13 protein-coding genes are annotated in these 14,362 nt (G+C 46.4%); 6 read left to right on the top strand and 7 right to left on the bottom strand.

What is annotated here, in order from left to right; genetic code table 11:
* Positions 1 to 459: 459 nt before the first annotated feature.
* The gene (gene hxlR / locus AC3WTF_RS11260) at positions 460 to 822 is read right to left on the bottom strand and encodes a transcriptional activator HxlR (RefSeq protein WP_007409352.1); all 363 of its coding nucleotides are present in this window, start codon (positions 820 to 822) and stop codon (positions 460 to 462) included.
* A 231-nt stretch (positions 823 to 1,053) separates the two neighbouring features.
* On the opposite strand from hxlR, the gene hxlA reads away from it, so the two are divergent.
* The 4 genes from hxlA to nin all read left to right on the top strand — a co-directional run bounded on the left by hxlA (position 1,054) and on the right by nin (position 3,457).
* Positions 1,054 to 1,689, top strand: a complete 636-nt coding sequence (gene hxlA / locus AC3WTF_RS11265) for a 3-hexulose-6-phosphate synthase (RefSeq protein ID WP_015239130.1) — start codon at positions 1,054 to 1,056, stop codon at positions 1,687 to 1,689.
* Positions 1,686 to 2,243, top strand: coding sequence for a 6-phospho-3-hexuloisomerase (gene hxlB / locus AC3WTF_RS11270; RefSeq protein ID WP_007409354.1), 558 nt, complete (start codon positions 1,686 to 1,688; stop codon positions 2,241 to 2,243). Before hxlA ends, hxlB begins: the two co-directional genes overlap by 4 nt.
* Before the next feature lie 357 nt (positions 2,244 to 2,600).
* Positions 2,601 to 3,038 carry a NucA/NucB deoxyribonuclease domain-containing protein gene (locus AC3WTF_RS11275; RefSeq protein ID WP_003156588.1) on the top strand — a complete coding sequence of 146 codons (438 nt, stop codon included), beginning with the start codon at positions 2,601 to 2,603 and terminating at the stop codon, positions 3,036 to 3,038.
* Between the two features lie 20 nt (positions 3,039 to 3,058).
* Positions 3,059 to 3,457 (top strand): DNA-entry nuclease inhibitor, encoded by a 399-nt coding sequence (gene nin, locus AC3WTF_RS11280; protein WP_020955304.1) that lies wholly within the window; start codon positions 3,059 to 3,061, stop codon positions 3,455 to 3,457.
* 40 nt (positions 3,458 to 3,497) lie between these two features.
* Here the strand turns inward: nin and AC3WTF_RS11285 are convergent, their stop codons facing one another.
* The 6 genes from AC3WTF_RS11285 to AC3WTF_RS11310 all read right to left on the bottom strand — a co-directional run bounded on the left by AC3WTF_RS11285 (position 3,498) and on the right by AC3WTF_RS11310 (position 9,679).
* Positions 3,498 to 4,934: a glycoside hydrolase family 1 protein gene (locus tag AC3WTF_RS11285; protein ID WP_042634804.1), complete on the bottom strand. Its 1,437-nt coding sequence runs from the start codon at positions 4,932 to 4,934 to the stop codon at positions 3,498 to 3,500.
* Between the two features lie 103 nt (positions 4,935 to 5,037).
* Entirely contained in the window at positions 5,038 to 5,316 is a 279-nt protein-coding gene (locus AC3WTF_RS11290) for a YckD family protein (protein ID WP_263612330.1), read from the bottom strand.
* 116 nt (positions 5,317 to 5,432) lie between these two features.
* Positions 5,433 to 5,867 (bottom strand): RDD family protein, encoded by a 435-nt coding sequence (locus AC3WTF_RS11295; RefSeq protein WP_007409358.1) that lies wholly within the window; start codon positions 5,865 to 5,867, stop codon positions 5,433 to 5,435.
* 14 nt (positions 5,868 to 5,881) lie between these two features.
* Complete coding sequence (locus AC3WTF_RS11300; protein ID WP_007409359.1) at positions 5,882 to 7,018, bottom strand: zinc-dependent alcohol dehydrogenase; 1,137 nt, start codon at positions 7,016 to 7,018, stop codon at positions 5,882 to 5,884.
* A 64-nt stretch (positions 7,019 to 7,082) separates the two neighbouring features.
* The gene (locus AC3WTF_RS11305) at positions 7,083 to 8,285 is read right to left on the bottom strand and encodes a GTP-binding protein (protein WP_042634803.1); all 1,203 of its coding nucleotides are present in this window, start codon (positions 8,283 to 8,285) and stop codon (positions 7,083 to 7,085) included.
* 188 nt (positions 8,286 to 8,473) lie between these two features.
* The gene (locus AC3WTF_RS11310) at positions 8,474 to 9,679 is read right to left on the bottom strand and encodes an MFS transporter (RefSeq protein WP_015239123.1); all 1,206 of its coding nucleotides are present in this window, start codon (positions 9,677 to 9,679) and stop codon (positions 8,474 to 8,476) included.
* Positions 9,680 to 9,859: 180 nt separating this feature from the next.
* Between AC3WTF_RS11310 and nirB the strand changes: the two genes are divergently transcribed.
* Both nirB and nasC read left to right on the top strand, forming a co-directional pair.
* Positions 9,860 to 12,187 carry a nitrite reductase large subunit NirB gene (gene nirB, locus AC3WTF_RS11315; protein ID WP_032867337.1) on the top strand — a complete coding sequence of 776 codons (2,328 nt, stop codon included), beginning with the start codon at positions 9,860 to 9,862 and terminating at the stop codon, positions 12,185 to 12,187.
* Positions 12,180 to 14,312, top strand: a complete 2,133-nt coding sequence (gene nasC / locus AC3WTF_RS11320) for an assimilatory nitrate reductase catalytic subunit NasC (protein ID WP_326254675.1) — start codon at positions 12,180 to 12,182, stop codon at positions 14,310 to 14,312. The genes nirB and nasC overlap by 8 nt, the downstream gene beginning before the upstream one ends.
* Positions 14,313 to 14,362: the final 50 nt, after the last annotated feature.

Here is a 14,362-nt window from a genome sequence, read left to right on the forward strand (position 1 = left end):
CGAAATCCGTCATCCGTTCACCCGCGCAGTCCGAAATGCGGCATCAAATTTATGAGAAATCAAGACAAAAAGCCATTGATTGTAAGCACGAAAGGTTTACCTATTTCTGCATGTATTTCTATATATCTACTTACGTTCACTTTATATGAAAATATTGTTTTTATCACCGAAAAATGGGTGAAAAGTTTCATGCGGCACACCGAAAAAAAATCCGACGAATTCAGAGGGTATTTTGCGGCATCCCGCAATTTATTTTCAAAAATATTATTTACGTAAAATTAAAAATCTTTAAACTATAATGAAAATCTGTCGAATATCCAGTTATGGCAGAATGAAAAAAATTTACGTACGTAAGCTGACCCGGAAAAAACAGCGCAAGAACCGAAACAAACGGTCCGAATGTTCGCAATATGATTTCATTAAACCGCAAAAAAAGCACTCTATTTTACATAGAGCACTTCAAAAAGATTCCTTTATTGCAGTTTTATCAATGTTGATTAATTCCATATAATCTTTTCCCCACTTATACATGGCGTCCAGAATCGGCATAAGGCTTTCTCCTTGCGCCGTTAAAGAATACTCCACTTTCGGAGGGACGACAGGGTAAACTTCCCTGTGAACGATCAGATCCTGCTCCAGCTCCCTGAGCTGATTCACAAGAATTTTGTGCGTAATATCCGGAATTAAAGCTTTCAGCTCATTAAACCGCTTCGTCCCTTCTTTTCCCAAGTGCCACATAATCAGCATTTTCCACTTCCCGCCTATCACGGCAAGCGTCAATTCCTTTTCGCAATTAAACGTTTTCTCATCCATTCGGCTCACGGACAATTCTCCTTCCTCTTACTTTTTGTACGGTCATCATCTATTCATACACGCTTACTTTTTCACACAACTTTCATCAGTTTATACTACCACGCAGTTTTGCTGAAACAAAGCGCATTGCCTGCGGGGACAGTATCCTCAAAGTAACTATTAGACTTCAAAGTGCGTACTTCTCAACATGCGGGGCACTCTATAGAATGGAAATACATAAAAAAGAGGAGTGGATATAAAGTGGAATTACAGCTGGCATTAGACTTAGTGAATATCCCGGAAGCAATTGAACTTGTGAAAGAGGTCGAACCATATATAGATGTTGTAGAAATCGGCACTCCCGTTGTCATTAATGAAGGACTGAAAGCCGTGCAGGAAATGAAAACAGCCTTTCCTCACTTGAAAGTGCTTGCCGATCTTAAAATCATGGATGCAGGCGGTTACGAGATTATGAAAGCGGCAGAAGCGGGAGCCGACATCATCACCGTTTTAGGAGCGACAGACGACTCAACGATCAAAGGGGCGGTTGCCGAAGCAAAAAAACAGCAGAAAAAAATCCTCGTCGACATGATTAACGTAAAAAACCTTGAAACACGGGCAAAAGAAATTGACCAACTCGGTGTTGATTATATTTGTGTTCACACAGGTTATGATCTTCAAGCAGAAGGAAAAAATTCATTTGAGGAACTGACGGCGATTAAAAAAGCGGTCAAGAGCGCTAAAACCGCAATTGCCGGGGGCATTAAACTTGATACGCTTCCTGAAGCCATCAAACAAAACCCAGATTTAATCATTGTCGGCGGAGGCATTACGGGAGCTGACAATAAAGCGGATGCTGCTGCTAAAATGAAACAGCTGATCACACAAGGATCATGAAAACGACTGAATACTTACATGAAATACTAAATGAAATATCCCGCACCGCAGCATTAATATCCGACAGTGAAGCTGACAAGCTTGCGGATCAGATTTTATCGGCAGATCAAATCTTCACGTCCGGAGCGGGACGTTCCGGCTTTATGGCTAAAGCGTTCGCCATGAGGATGATGCACATCGGTCTGAACGCTTACATCGTCGGTGAGACGCTTACCCCTCCCCTCCAAGAAGGCGGTCTCGTCATCATCGGCTCAGGCTCAGGCGAAACAAAAAGTCTGCTTCATACGGCTGAAAAAGCCAAAAGCCTTAACGGCATCATCACTGCATTAACGATTAACCCCGACTCAAGTCTCGGCAAACTTGCGGATCTTACAATAACGATTCCCGGCTCTCCTAAGGAAGAGACCGGCGGAGACAGAAAGACGATTCAGCCGATGGGTTCTTTATTCGAACAAACTCTTCTGCTGTTTTACGATGCGGTTATTCTAAAAATCATGGAGAAAAAAGAATTGAATTCAGCAGACATGTTTACAAAGCATGCGAATCTGGAATGATTTGCTGACGGCCTTCTTATCAGATGGCCGTCTTTTTATCGTCTTGTTGCGCACGGTCATGCAGACCAAGGTTTTCGGGTCGGACACTCGCAGACGAAGATATCCTGCCGGTGAGCTTATCGCTATAATAAGTCAATTGACGATACACCCGCAACCGTTCATTTCTGAATAGGGAAACGGCAAAAAACACTTTCTGATTGAATTTTTAATGAATAAAGTTGATTTGTGCGGATGGTTTTACAGATATTCAGCTGAATTGCGGCTGAGAAATATATTTTAACAGCTTTACAGCCGGCCGATTCTGCTTTATTCTTGGACCAGCTTTACAGCAATTAAAACTGGAGGTGATTGATACTCTTGAAAACATTAAAAGCACTGCTGCTTGTTCTTATCATCATTGCCGGAGCAGTCGCGGCCCTGATCAAGGGTGATCTTTTCTCAGATAACGAGCAGACCGTTCAGAAGAGTGATTACGACAAAGTAATCTTATTTCCGTCCGATCGATATCCGGAAACAGCAAAGCATATTAAGGACGCGATAAAAGAAGGACATTCCAGCATATGCACCATTGACAGAGACGGAGTACATAAGCGGCGTGAGCAATCTCTTAAACATGTGCCTGTCAAAACGGGATACGATAGGGATGAATGGCCGATGGCGGTTTGTAAACAGGGCGGAAACAACGCCTCCGTAGAATATATTTCTCCGGCAGACAACCGCGGAGCCGGCTCTTGGGTCGGACACCAGCTTACCAATGATCCCGACGGAACGAGAGTATTATTTAAAATCAAGTAAAAAACAGGAGGAACAGCGCATTGAATAAATCATGGAAACCGCAAGAACTGGCCATTTCTTATCATCAATTTACAATCTTCCAAAAAGATTCAGAACCGCCTGTTATCGATTGGACCGATGAAGCCATTGAAAAAGGATATGCGGAAGCTGACGGAGCTGTTTCATTTGAGGCAAGGAGAAATACGAGGGCATTTATCGTCCTCAGGCTTAACACAAGTGAACCGGTACCATCCTATGAGAAAAAAGCGACTGTTCCCTTTGAGGCTGTAAAAGATGGAATTGAGATTGAAAGCGTGATGTCAAAGCGGCTTTTCTTTCATATTCCGAAAGGCCGATACAGCCTTACCTGTTATTCAGTGCCTGCCGAAATATCCGATCTTCATGCGGATACGTATATTATTGATGCAGCCGCAATGTAAAAGAAAGCCCTGAGAGAATCTTATTTCTCTCAGGGAACTTTTATAAACTTTTACCGTTTGTTTCAATTACATTCTGGTACCAATAAAAACTTTTTTTCCTGATCCGTTTCAAATCCTTTTCATCTTCTTCATCTCGATTGATATAGACAAAACCGTAGCGTTTTTGATAGCCGTTCAGCCAGCTTAATAGATCCGTGAATGACCAGCTGCAGTAGCCGATGAGATGAACTCCGTCACTAATGGCCTCTCTGCACTGTTCAAGATGGGAGCGTAAATAGTCAATTCTGTAATCATCCTGAATTGAGCCGTCTTCTTCTATTTTATCGAATTCCCCCAGCCCGTTTTCTGTTATAAAAACCGGCAGCTCATAGCGGCTCGTTATACGCCGGAGGCCGATGCGCAGACCTATCGGGTCAATCGTCCAATCCCAATTACTCGTCACGAGGTTAGGATTCTTTTTCGTTTTAAACAGCCCCGGTATACCAGTATCCTGGTTTGTCCCTTTCTGACCAGTCGTGTTCATTTTCCCCTCCGATACACCGTCAAGAGGATTTCTTTCGTACGTAATCGTCTGATAATAATTAACACCGATAAAATCCGGCTTGCCTTTTGCAAGCAATTCCATATCCCCGGCTTCAATGGCGGGCGCCCATCCCTTTTCCTTTAAATAATTGAAAGGAATTTGCGGATAAGTCCCCCGGCAATACATATCAAGCCACCAATGATTCATAAATTCCTCTGCGTTTTCAAATGCAGTTATGTCTTCAGGATGACTTGTAAGCGGATAAGCCGGTGAATAAGCGAAGCTCGGGCCGATCATGCCGCCAGGAACATATTGTCTGAAGGATTCAATCGCTTTGGCATTAGCTAAAAATGCGATATGATTGGCTTCATAAAATCGTTTTCTGTCCTTTACGCCGGGCGGATGTGTAGCTGTAATAAACCCGTTATGAAAATTATAATTCTGCTCATTTAACGTGACCCAGTATTTCACCTTGCCGGCGAATCTTTTGTATAACGCAATACAGTAATTATTAAAATCATCAATAATTTTTCTTGATTCAAAGCCGCCGTATTCATCCATCAGCGCCTGAGGCAAGTCCCAGTGATAAAGAGTCAGCACCGGCTCAATATCGTTAGAAATCAATTCATCGATCAGGTCTTCGTAAAATGCGATCCCTGATTCGTTGATTTCCCCTCTGCCATTCGGAAAAATTCTCGGCCAGCTGACAGAAAAGCGGTAAGCTTTCAAACCCATTTCTGCCATCAAGGCGATATCTTCTTTATAACGCTCATAATGGCCGACTGCTGTATCGCCATTTGAGCCTTTAAACGTTTTACCCGGTATTTTCGTGAATAAGTCCCATACTGAAGGTCCTTTACCGTCTTTATTCCAGGCTCCTTCAACCTGATAGGCAGCCGAGGCTGACCCCCATAGAAATGTATCAGGGAACAGGCCCTGTTTTTTATGTATCATGTGTTTCATCCTCCTGATGCGTATGATATTGATATCATACGTTATGAAACGCGTTTCAGAGCAATCCCGATAAAAACAAAAAAGCATCCGGCTTGCCGGATGCTTAAGAATGATGGTGCCGCTTTTCCAATTTATGAGGCGGAGGCTTCGGGACAAACCCATTTTGTTTCATCATGTTAAAGCGCCTATCCATATGCTGTTTAATATGTTCTGCTTTTTCTTTCGGCAGGACTCCGTACTCAACATATTTGGATATGACATGTTTTCGTTTTTCGAGCACTTCTTTTTCAAGTGATTCAATTTCTTTTTTCTGCTGTTCCGTGAGTGACATGGTTGAAGGCATTTTTGTTCCGGCGGCGTGTGCCGGCATTGTGAAAACCATTGCTGTAATGAAAAACGCAGCTAAAGACAATGCAGCTTTTTTCATGACTCTTTCCTCCTTTAACGTTTGTTATATGTTGCTCCCTCATCCATTTTTTATGCAAAAAAAGAGCGAAATTATTCGCTCTTTTCAATCGATTCGTCCGGCAGCGCGTATGTGACATACGTTCCCGCTACAAAATCGTGGATTGACCGTCTGTCTTCTCTCATTCCGACCATGAATGCGCTCACGATCACACCGATTCCAAACGTCACGCCATATATCAGGCCGCCCACAAGCACTCTCAAAATCATAGTGAGGAAGCCTACCTGAGTGCCGTCTTTTTTGACGATGCGGATACCGCAGATCTTTTTGCCGATAACATAACCGTTCCAGTATACAGGGAGCAAAATAGCATAAAGAGTCAAAATGATGCTGATCATTGTGCTCTCATTCGGATCTTTTCCTGTTGCCAGCATAAAAATAATCGCCAAAGGCACTGAAGTAATTAAATAGTCGAGTACCACGGCTCCCAATCTGATCCAAAATCCCGCCGGTCTGTAAATATTCATCGTGTTTCTCCTCGCTATGGCTTTAAAATCACTTTAATGTTGCCATCTTCTTTTTTGTCAAATATATCATATGCAGCAGGAGCTTCCGCAAGACTCATTTTGTGTGTAATGATATCCGTCGGATCAATTTCATTTTGTTCGATCATTTGATACAGCATCGGCATCAGATGAATAACGGGTGCCTGGCCCATTTTTAAAGAAACGTTGCGTGTGAAAAAATCACCGAGCGGAAAGCCGTCCGCTTCAGAAATGTATGCGCCCGTGAGCTGCACGGTTCCGAACTTCTTAACGGCTTCTGATGCTGTAAGAATCGGACTGATCGTTCCGAACTGATTCGGTTTTTGCTCTGTTTTTTCTTTTGAAAGCGGCGTGCCGTCCATTCCGACACAATCAATCACTACATCCGCGCCCCCTGACGTTTGTTCATGCAGCAGTTTCCCGATCTCATCATGTTCTGAAAAATTGAAGGTCTCTGCTCCGTTTATGCGTCTCGCATGTTCAAGGCGGTGCGGGACTTGATCAACTGCGATAACCCGGTTAGCTCCTTTTTTCCACGCGAATTTTTGCGCCATTAAGCCGATCGGACCTGATCCCAGAATCACGACTGTATCTCCTTTTTTCACTCCGCTGTGCTGGACGCTCCAAAAGGCGGTCGGCATGACATCTGACAGAAGCAGCACCTGCTCATCTTCAAGCTCACTGTCTGCCGGAACCAGAAAAGAAGAGAAATCAGCATAAGGAACACGTAAATATTCAGCCTGCCCGCCGGGATAATTACCGTTAAACTCCGAAAAACCGAATAAGCCGCCGGCATCTGTATGAGGATTTGGATTAGATTCATCACACTGGCTTTCCATCTGGTGCTTGCAATAATGACATTCTCCGCAGCCGATGTTAAAAGGAATCACGACCCGGTCGCCTTTTTTCAGCTTTTTGACTTGACTGCCCGTTTCTTCAACGATTCCCATCGGCTCATGCCCGACGATATAACCCGGATCGGCGGGTATTCCGTTTTTATATAAATGAAGGTCTGAACCGCATATCCCGGTTGCGGTGATTCGAACGATGACATCTCTCTCATCTTGAATGGCGGGTGCCGGGACTTCTTTCACTTCCATATGTTCTTTTCCTTGGTATGTCAGTGCTTTCACACTTGGTCAGCTCCTTTTTCATCACTCCTTCCCTTTTCACCTGCTTCTAAACTTGGCCGGTATGTTATTCGGCCCGCTGAATATCCCATTGAAAAGGTTCTTCAAGCTGCGACCAGTCGGAATCGAACTCAGACGGCGTGAGCAGGCACTGATCCAATTCCTTTGTAATGGCTGCTTCATCTAAATCTGTTCCGATAAACACCAGGTTCGTATGACGGTCTCCGAATTGGTCGTCCCAATCTTCCAGAATCTCCGGTTCCTGCTGTTTGATCTGCTCCTGCTCAAGTTTCGGCATTGCCGCCACCCAATAAGAAACAGGCTCAATCGAAACCGCCGGACCCGCCTGAGACATCAGCAGCGCAAGGCTGTTGCGGGTTGCGCACCAAACAATTCCTTTTGCGCGCACAATGCTGTCAGGCATTGATTGATGCAGCCAGCTGTCAAAACGAGCGGTATGAAACGGCAGACGCCGCGAGTACACAAACGAAGTGATGCCGTACTCTTCCGTTTCCGGAGTGTGCGCTTCATGACCTGCCGTCAGCTCCTTTATCCATCCTGCTGATGAACTCGCTTCCTCAAACTCAAATAAACCGGTATTCAATATGCATTCGGCAGGCACTTCTCCGCGGACGGACCGGATCAGTCTGGCGCGGGGCTGTAATGCGCGAAGGACCGTTTCCAGCTGTTCAAGCTCTTTTTCGCCCACCATGTCGCATTTATTTAAAATGAGTACATCACAAAACTCGATTTGGTCAATTAATAAATCGGCAATCACCCGTTCATCCTCTTCTCCTACCGCTTCCTTCCGGTCAAGAAGGCTGTCACCGGACTGGAAATCATGCCAGAAGCGGTTTGCATCCACCACGGTCACCATTGTGTCCAGCCTGCAGAATGTTGTCAGATCAATGCCCATTTCTTCATCTATATAAGAAAATGTCTGGGCAACGGGAATCGGTTCGCTGATCCCTGTTGATTCAATCACAATATAATCAAATCTGCCGTCTTTCGCGAGTTTCTCAACTTCGACTAATAAATCTTCACGCAGCGTGCAGCAGATACAGCCGTTGGATAATTCTACGAGTTTCTCATCCGTCCTTGACAAGCCGCCTCCCTGCTTCACCAAGCCCGCGTCTATATTTACTTCGCTCATGTCATTGACGATGACGGCAATTTTTAAACCGTTGCGGTTTTGTAAAATATGATTCAAAACGGTCGTCTTTCCGGCACCAAGATAGCCGCTCAATACTGTAACCGGAATTTTTTTCATAAAATAGCCTCCTGACAAAATAGAATGATTACGATTTATACCCTGCACCTGCCTTATTATCATCATGATGTACATTATTATAAATCGTAATCGTTACTATTTATTCTGATGTATTCTCCGTTTAAAATCAAGTGAAAAATAATCAATCATAAAAAAGACACGCTGTCATACGTGTCTTCCGCCCAAACTTAAACATCCGCAGGACTGTTTTCAGTGCCATAGCTTTTTCTCCAAAAATAGCCTGCGGCCAGAACAAGCACAAATGCGAGCAATGTGATACATGAGAAAGAGATAAAACCGATCGCATAAGTTCCCGTCATCTGCTTCAATGATCCTAAAATATTCGGAAGGAAAAAACCTCCTATGCCGCCGGCCGCTCCGACAATTCCCGTCACCATTCCGATTTCTTTTGCAAAGTGCTGAGGGACAAGCTGAAATACCGCTCCGTTGCCCATACCGAGCGCCATCATTCCGATAAACAGCAGAACGATCACCGTTGAAAGCGGAGGCAGGCTGCTGACTCCCGCCATACACAGAGCCGCGATGACAAACAGTACAGCCAGAACTTTCGCACCTCCCGCCCGGTCTGAAATCCAGCCTCCTGCAGGGCGAAAAAAACTGCCCGCTGCGACACATATTGTGACGAAATCACCGGCATGGATTTTTGACAATTGATATTGATCAACGAAAAAAATCGCCAAAAAACTTGATAATCCCACAAAACCTCCGAAAGTGACGCCGTACAGAAGACAGAAACACCATGTTTCCTTCTGCCTGAACACGTGAAGGTAGTTTTTAAGCGGCTGCGGTGCGGGCTGTGCAGGAGAGTCCTTCGCCATGACGATAAACAGTATAAAAACGATCATCAACGGAAGAAGCGCAATTCCCATTACACTGTGCCACCCAAACTGTTCCGCAAGGCGGGGACCGAACAATGTCGCAAACAAAGTGCCGCTGTTGCCGGCACCTGCTATCCCCATTGCAAGCCCCTGCAAGTGAGGCGGATACCACCGGCTCGCCATCGGAAGCGCAACAGCAAAACTTGCGCCCGCTACGCCCAGCAGAATGCCGATCGCATACAGCTCAGTCAAAGAACGGCCGCCGAATGCCCCCCAAAGCAGCGGGATCATCGTGATCAGCATCCCGATCACGGCTGTTTTCTTCGGCCCGATCCTGTCCGTTAACACACCTAAAATGATCCGAAACACAGATCCTGATAAGATCGGCAGAGCCACGACAAACCCTTTTTCAAAAGAAGATAACCCGAAATCCTGAGAAATATAAACGCCGAGCGCCCCCAGCATTACCCAAATCATAAAACTCACATCAAAATATAAGAAGGAACAGAGCAGAGTGAGCGGATGACCGCTTGTTTTTAATTCCGACAGCTTCATAACATTCTCCTTTCCGGTCTTCTATCATTTCAAATTGCTGAATCAAGAATATATGACGGGCATTCACCGGAAAAGACATGTGTAAGATAATGCGACACATTTAATGCGTTAATCAGGCAATGTGCCATAATTTCTCATAGAGAAGCAATCTTACTGGCAGCTGCAAAGGAGGTTTGGCGAATGAAGAAACAACGATTAATTGCAGCAGGGAACGGAATGGCCGGAATCCGCTGTATTGAACACATTTTAAAGATGAACCGTGACATGTTTGAGATTGTCATTTTCGGAAGCGAACCTCATCCCAATTACAATCGCATTCTCTTATCCTCCGTTTTACAAGGTGAGGTTTCGCTTGATGACATTACGCTGAATAGCCGCGAATGGTACGAAAAAAACGGAATTACGCTTTACACGGGAGAAACGGTTGTACACATTGATACAGAACGGCAGGTTGTCACAACGGATCGAAAGCGCAGCATGACTTACGATCAAATCATCCTTGCAACGGGCTCCTCTCCTTATATTCTACCCATACCCGGAGCAGATAAAGAAGGTGTGTACGGCTTTCGGACAATAGAAGACTGCCAATCCCTTATCAATGCGGCCGGCCGGTATCAAAAGGCGGCGGTCATCGGCGCCGGTTTATTAGGTCTTGAAGCGGCCGTCGGCTTACGGCAGCTCGGCATGGACGTCAGCGTCATTCACCACTCTTCCGCCATTATGCAAAAACAGCTTGATCAAACGGCATCCCGCCTGCTGCAGAAAGAGCTGGAACGAAAAGGCTTAGTCTTTCTTTTAGAGAAAGGCACGGCATCCATTACAGGGAACTCACGGGCGGAAGGCATCCGTTTCAAAGACGGTTCTTCCATAGAAGCAGACCTGATTGTCATGGCCGCCGGTGTGAGGCCCAATATCCGATTGGCTCCATCTGCCGGACTTTCAGTGAACAGGGGAATCATCGTCAATCAATTCATGCAGACGAACAAACCGAATGTGTATGCCGTCGGTGAATGCGCGGAGCATGACGGGATTGTATACGGATTGGCGGCGCCGCTTTATGAACAGGGAAAAGTGCTCGCGCAGCATCTATGCGGCGTCCCGTGCGAAGGGTTTCAAGGCTTTGCACAATCTGCGGCCTTAAAAATAGCCGGTATTGATGTATGGTCGGCAGGAAAGGTGCACGAGGATGAGCACACAGCCGGCATATTGTTCCATGATGAGCATGCAGGCATCTACAAAAAAGCGCTCTTTGAGGACGATAAACCGGCCGGCTTTATTTTATTCGGGGACACGCGCGGTAAACAGCGGCTTCTCGACAGTCTTGTGAAGCAAAGAGATATTTCCATCGTGAAAAAACAGCTCATGGAACCGGATCAAGGCGGTATATCCTTTGAATCCATGCCTCCCCATGAAACCATTTGCCAATGCAGCTCAGTGACCAAGGGCTCCATTGAAGAAGCGGTGAACAAATATGGCTTAAAAACCGCGGAGGAAGTGAAGCACATGACAAAAGCGTCCGGATCTTGCGGAGGATGCAGGCCGCTCGTTGAAGACTTGCTGAAGTATATGGCAAGCGATGATTACACAAAACCCTCCCGCCAGCCTTCGTTTTGCGGCTGCACCGATTTGACGGAAGAAGAAGTCATCGCCGAAATTCGCCGCCGTCCGTTCACTGATGCCGCCGAGGTAATGAGAGAGATCGGCTGGAAAACAGAAAACGGCTGCCGCATTTGTATTCCGGCGCTTCACTATTACTTGGAAAGGACGCGGCCTGATTTTATGCAGTTCAATGAAATATCGGCAGAAGAGACATGCACCCTGATTCCGCAAATGTACGGCGGACTGACAAGTGCGGCAGAGCTCAAAAACATCGCAGACGTCATCGAAGCATACGGCATCCCCGAGGTTTCGATGACTGACAGTCACCGGCTGAGGCTTTCCGGAATCAGGCCAAATGACCTTGCAAGCATCAGAAAAGCACTGAACATGCCGGTTTTCTCCCCCCGGCACCGCTGGACGATGCAAATCAAAGCATGTACGTGCGGACAGCATCGCTCCTTTCAAGAGCTGGCAAGCAGGATTGAACGAGATACCGACACGCTTGCCGTACCCGCTTATGTATCCGTCAGCTTGTCATGTGAAAACAATTGCACCGATGCTTACATTCAGGATATCGGCGCGCTTCAGACACAAACTTGCTGGGAGATTTATATCGGGGGCGTCCGCGGAAAACAAGCCCGCGCCGGCAGCCTTTTTTGTGTGACGGATAACGAAGACAGTACCGCCGCTATGATGAAAGGCCTTATTCAATATTATCGCGAAACAGCTCACTACAACGAAGCGATTTATCAATGGGTTGACAGACTCGGCCTCGTCCATATCAGAGAAATGCTGTTTGAAGAAGATATGCGGACACAGCTTCTGAAAAATCTCCGTTCAGACATATCCCTGCTGCAAAACCTGTCTGCCGGGAAAACGCCATACGAAAGGATGAAGCTTTTTGACTGAACCGATGCTCCGTTATTTCCGTGACAAACTGCAAGATGTCCAATCGGAAAAAACATATGAGACGCAATGCCCGTTCTGCAGCATGCAATGCAAAATGCAGCTTACGGAACAAACCTTCGCGGCACGGAAGAAATACACTGCAATCGGCATTGATAATCCGACGACACATGGCCGTTTATGTACAAAAGGCATGAATGCCCATCAGCATGCCGTGCACTCTTCCCGCATTACACGCCCCCTGCTTAAAAAAAACGGTGAATTTGTGCCTGTCTCTTGGGCTGAAGCACTGAATCGCATTAAGGAACAAATCAATCTGATCCAAACCGAACACGGCAATGATGCGATGGCCGTCTATGGGAGCGCCTCAATTACAAATGAAGAAGCCTATCTGCTTGGAAAGTTCGCACGGGTCGGCTTACAGACGAAATACATCGATTACAACGGGCGGCTCTGTATGTCTGCCGCAGCAACGGCGGCCGGCCAGACATTCGGCGCGGACAGGGGCCTGACGAATCCATTATCGGACATTCCGCATACACGTGTCATTATCCTGGCAGGCACCAATATCGCCGAATGCCAGCCGACGATCATGCCGTATTTTGATAAAGCGAAAGAAAACGGGGCTTACATTATCGCCATTGATCCCCGGGAAACGGCGACGACCAAAATAGCCGATCTTCACCTGAAAATCAAGCCCGGTACAGACGCCGCCTTGGCAAACGGACTCGTCAAAATCTGCATTGACGAACAGCTTACAGACAAAGACTTTATCCGCACACGAACAAACGGATTCGATAAGCTCAAACGGCATACCGACGCTTTGGATCTGAAAGAGATCTCCGAGCAGACAAGTGTTCCTTTGGAGCATATACGAAAGGCCGCCGTGAAGTTTGCCAAGGAAACATCCGGCATGCTGTTTACAGCGCGGGGGATCGAACAGCAGACTGACGGTACCGCGGCAGTGAAAGCTTTCTTAAATATAGTGCTGATCACGGGAAAAATCGGCAAGCCCTTCTCAGGTTACGGGGCGATTACCGGTCAAGGCAACGGACAAGGCGCGAGAGAACACGGCCAAAAAGCGGATCAGCTTCCGGGCTACCGTTCTATCGAAATTGAAGAACACCGGGCGCATATTACGAAGGTGTGGGGGATTCATCAGGATGAGCTGCCGCGAAAAGGCGTCTCAGCCTATGAAATGATAGAAAAAATAGATAGCGGCGACATCAAAGGACTGTTTCTCATGTGTTCCAATCCGGCTGTTTCCGGCCCAAATGCGAATTTCGTCAAGCAGGCAATCAAGAAACTGAGATTTTTTGTCGCAGTTGACTTATTTATTTCTGAGACCGCGGCATTCGCGGATGTGATTTTACCCGCCTCCTCTTATTTGGAAGACGAAGGCACGATGACAAATGTAGAAGGCCGCGTGACATTAAGAGAAGCGAGCCGCACCTGCCCCGGAGAAGCGAAACATGATTGGCAGATCATCTGTGACATTGCCTCCGCTCTTGGTAAAGGGCATTATTTTTCCTATACGTCGGCGGAGGAAATCTTTAACGAACTGAGAGAAGCGAGCCGCGGCGGAATCGCTGATTACGCAGGCATCACCTATGACAGGCTCAGGCGGGAAGGCGGCATTCAGTGGCCATGTCCTGAAGCGGATCACCCCGGAACCGGGCGATTGTTTGAGCACTCATTTGCCCATCCCGATCACAGAGCTGAATTAAGCGTGATTCCAAATGAACCGGCCGTCCCGAAAGAGAAACCGAGCGCCGGCTATCCGCTTTATTTAACCACAGGAAGGGTGATGTCTCATTACTTAACGGGTGTCCAAACGAGAAAAAGCTCCGCCCTGGCTGCAAGACATTTCGAATCCTTTGTGGAAATCCATCCAAAAACGGCGGCCGACTATCATATCGAAGACCGTGTTCTCGTGAAAGTAGAATCCCCCCGGGGCAGCATCACGGTCCGGAGCAGATGGTCGGAGAAAGTACGAAAAGACACGTTGTTTGTTCCCATCCATTGGTCTGACACGCAAAACGTCAACGACTTAATTGGTGAAGCCTTGGATCCGGACTGTAAAATGCCCGGTTTTAAGATGTGTGCGGTACGAATCAGCCCTATATAATTTTTCATAAAATTTTTAGATTTTTTAGTATTTTTTGTTACATTTCATAA

Source organism: Bacillus sp. EB106-06-01-XG163, assembly GCF_058791615.1.

Coding starts and splice junctions, on each gene's coding strand:
- hxlB (WP_007409354.1), top strand. CDS start 1,686: ATGAAAACGACTGAATACTTACATGAAATACTAAATGAAATATCCCGC.
- AC3WTF_RS11285 (WP_042634804.1), bottom strand. CDS start 4,934: ATGATACATAAAAAACAGGGCCTGTTCCCTGATACATTTCTATGGGGG.
- AC3WTF_RS11290 (WP_263612330.1), bottom strand. CDS start 5,316: ATGGTTTTCACAATGCCGGCACACGCCGCCGGAACAAAAATGCCTTCA.
- AC3WTF_RS11295 (WP_007409358.1), bottom strand. CDS start 5,867: ATGAATATTTACAGACCGGCGGGATTTTGGATCAGATTGGGAGCCGTG.
- AC3WTF_RS11305 (WP_042634803.1), bottom strand. CDS start 8,285: ATGAAAAAAATTCCGGTTACAGTATTGAGCGGCTATCTTGGTGCCGGA.
- AC3WTF_RS11310 (WP_015239123.1), bottom strand. CDS start 9,679: ATGAAGCTGTCGGAATTAAAAACAAGCGGTCATCCGCTCACTCTGCTC.
- nirB (WP_032867337.1), top strand. CDS start 9,860: ATGAAGAAACAACGATTAATTGCAGCAGGGAACGGAATGGCCGGAATC.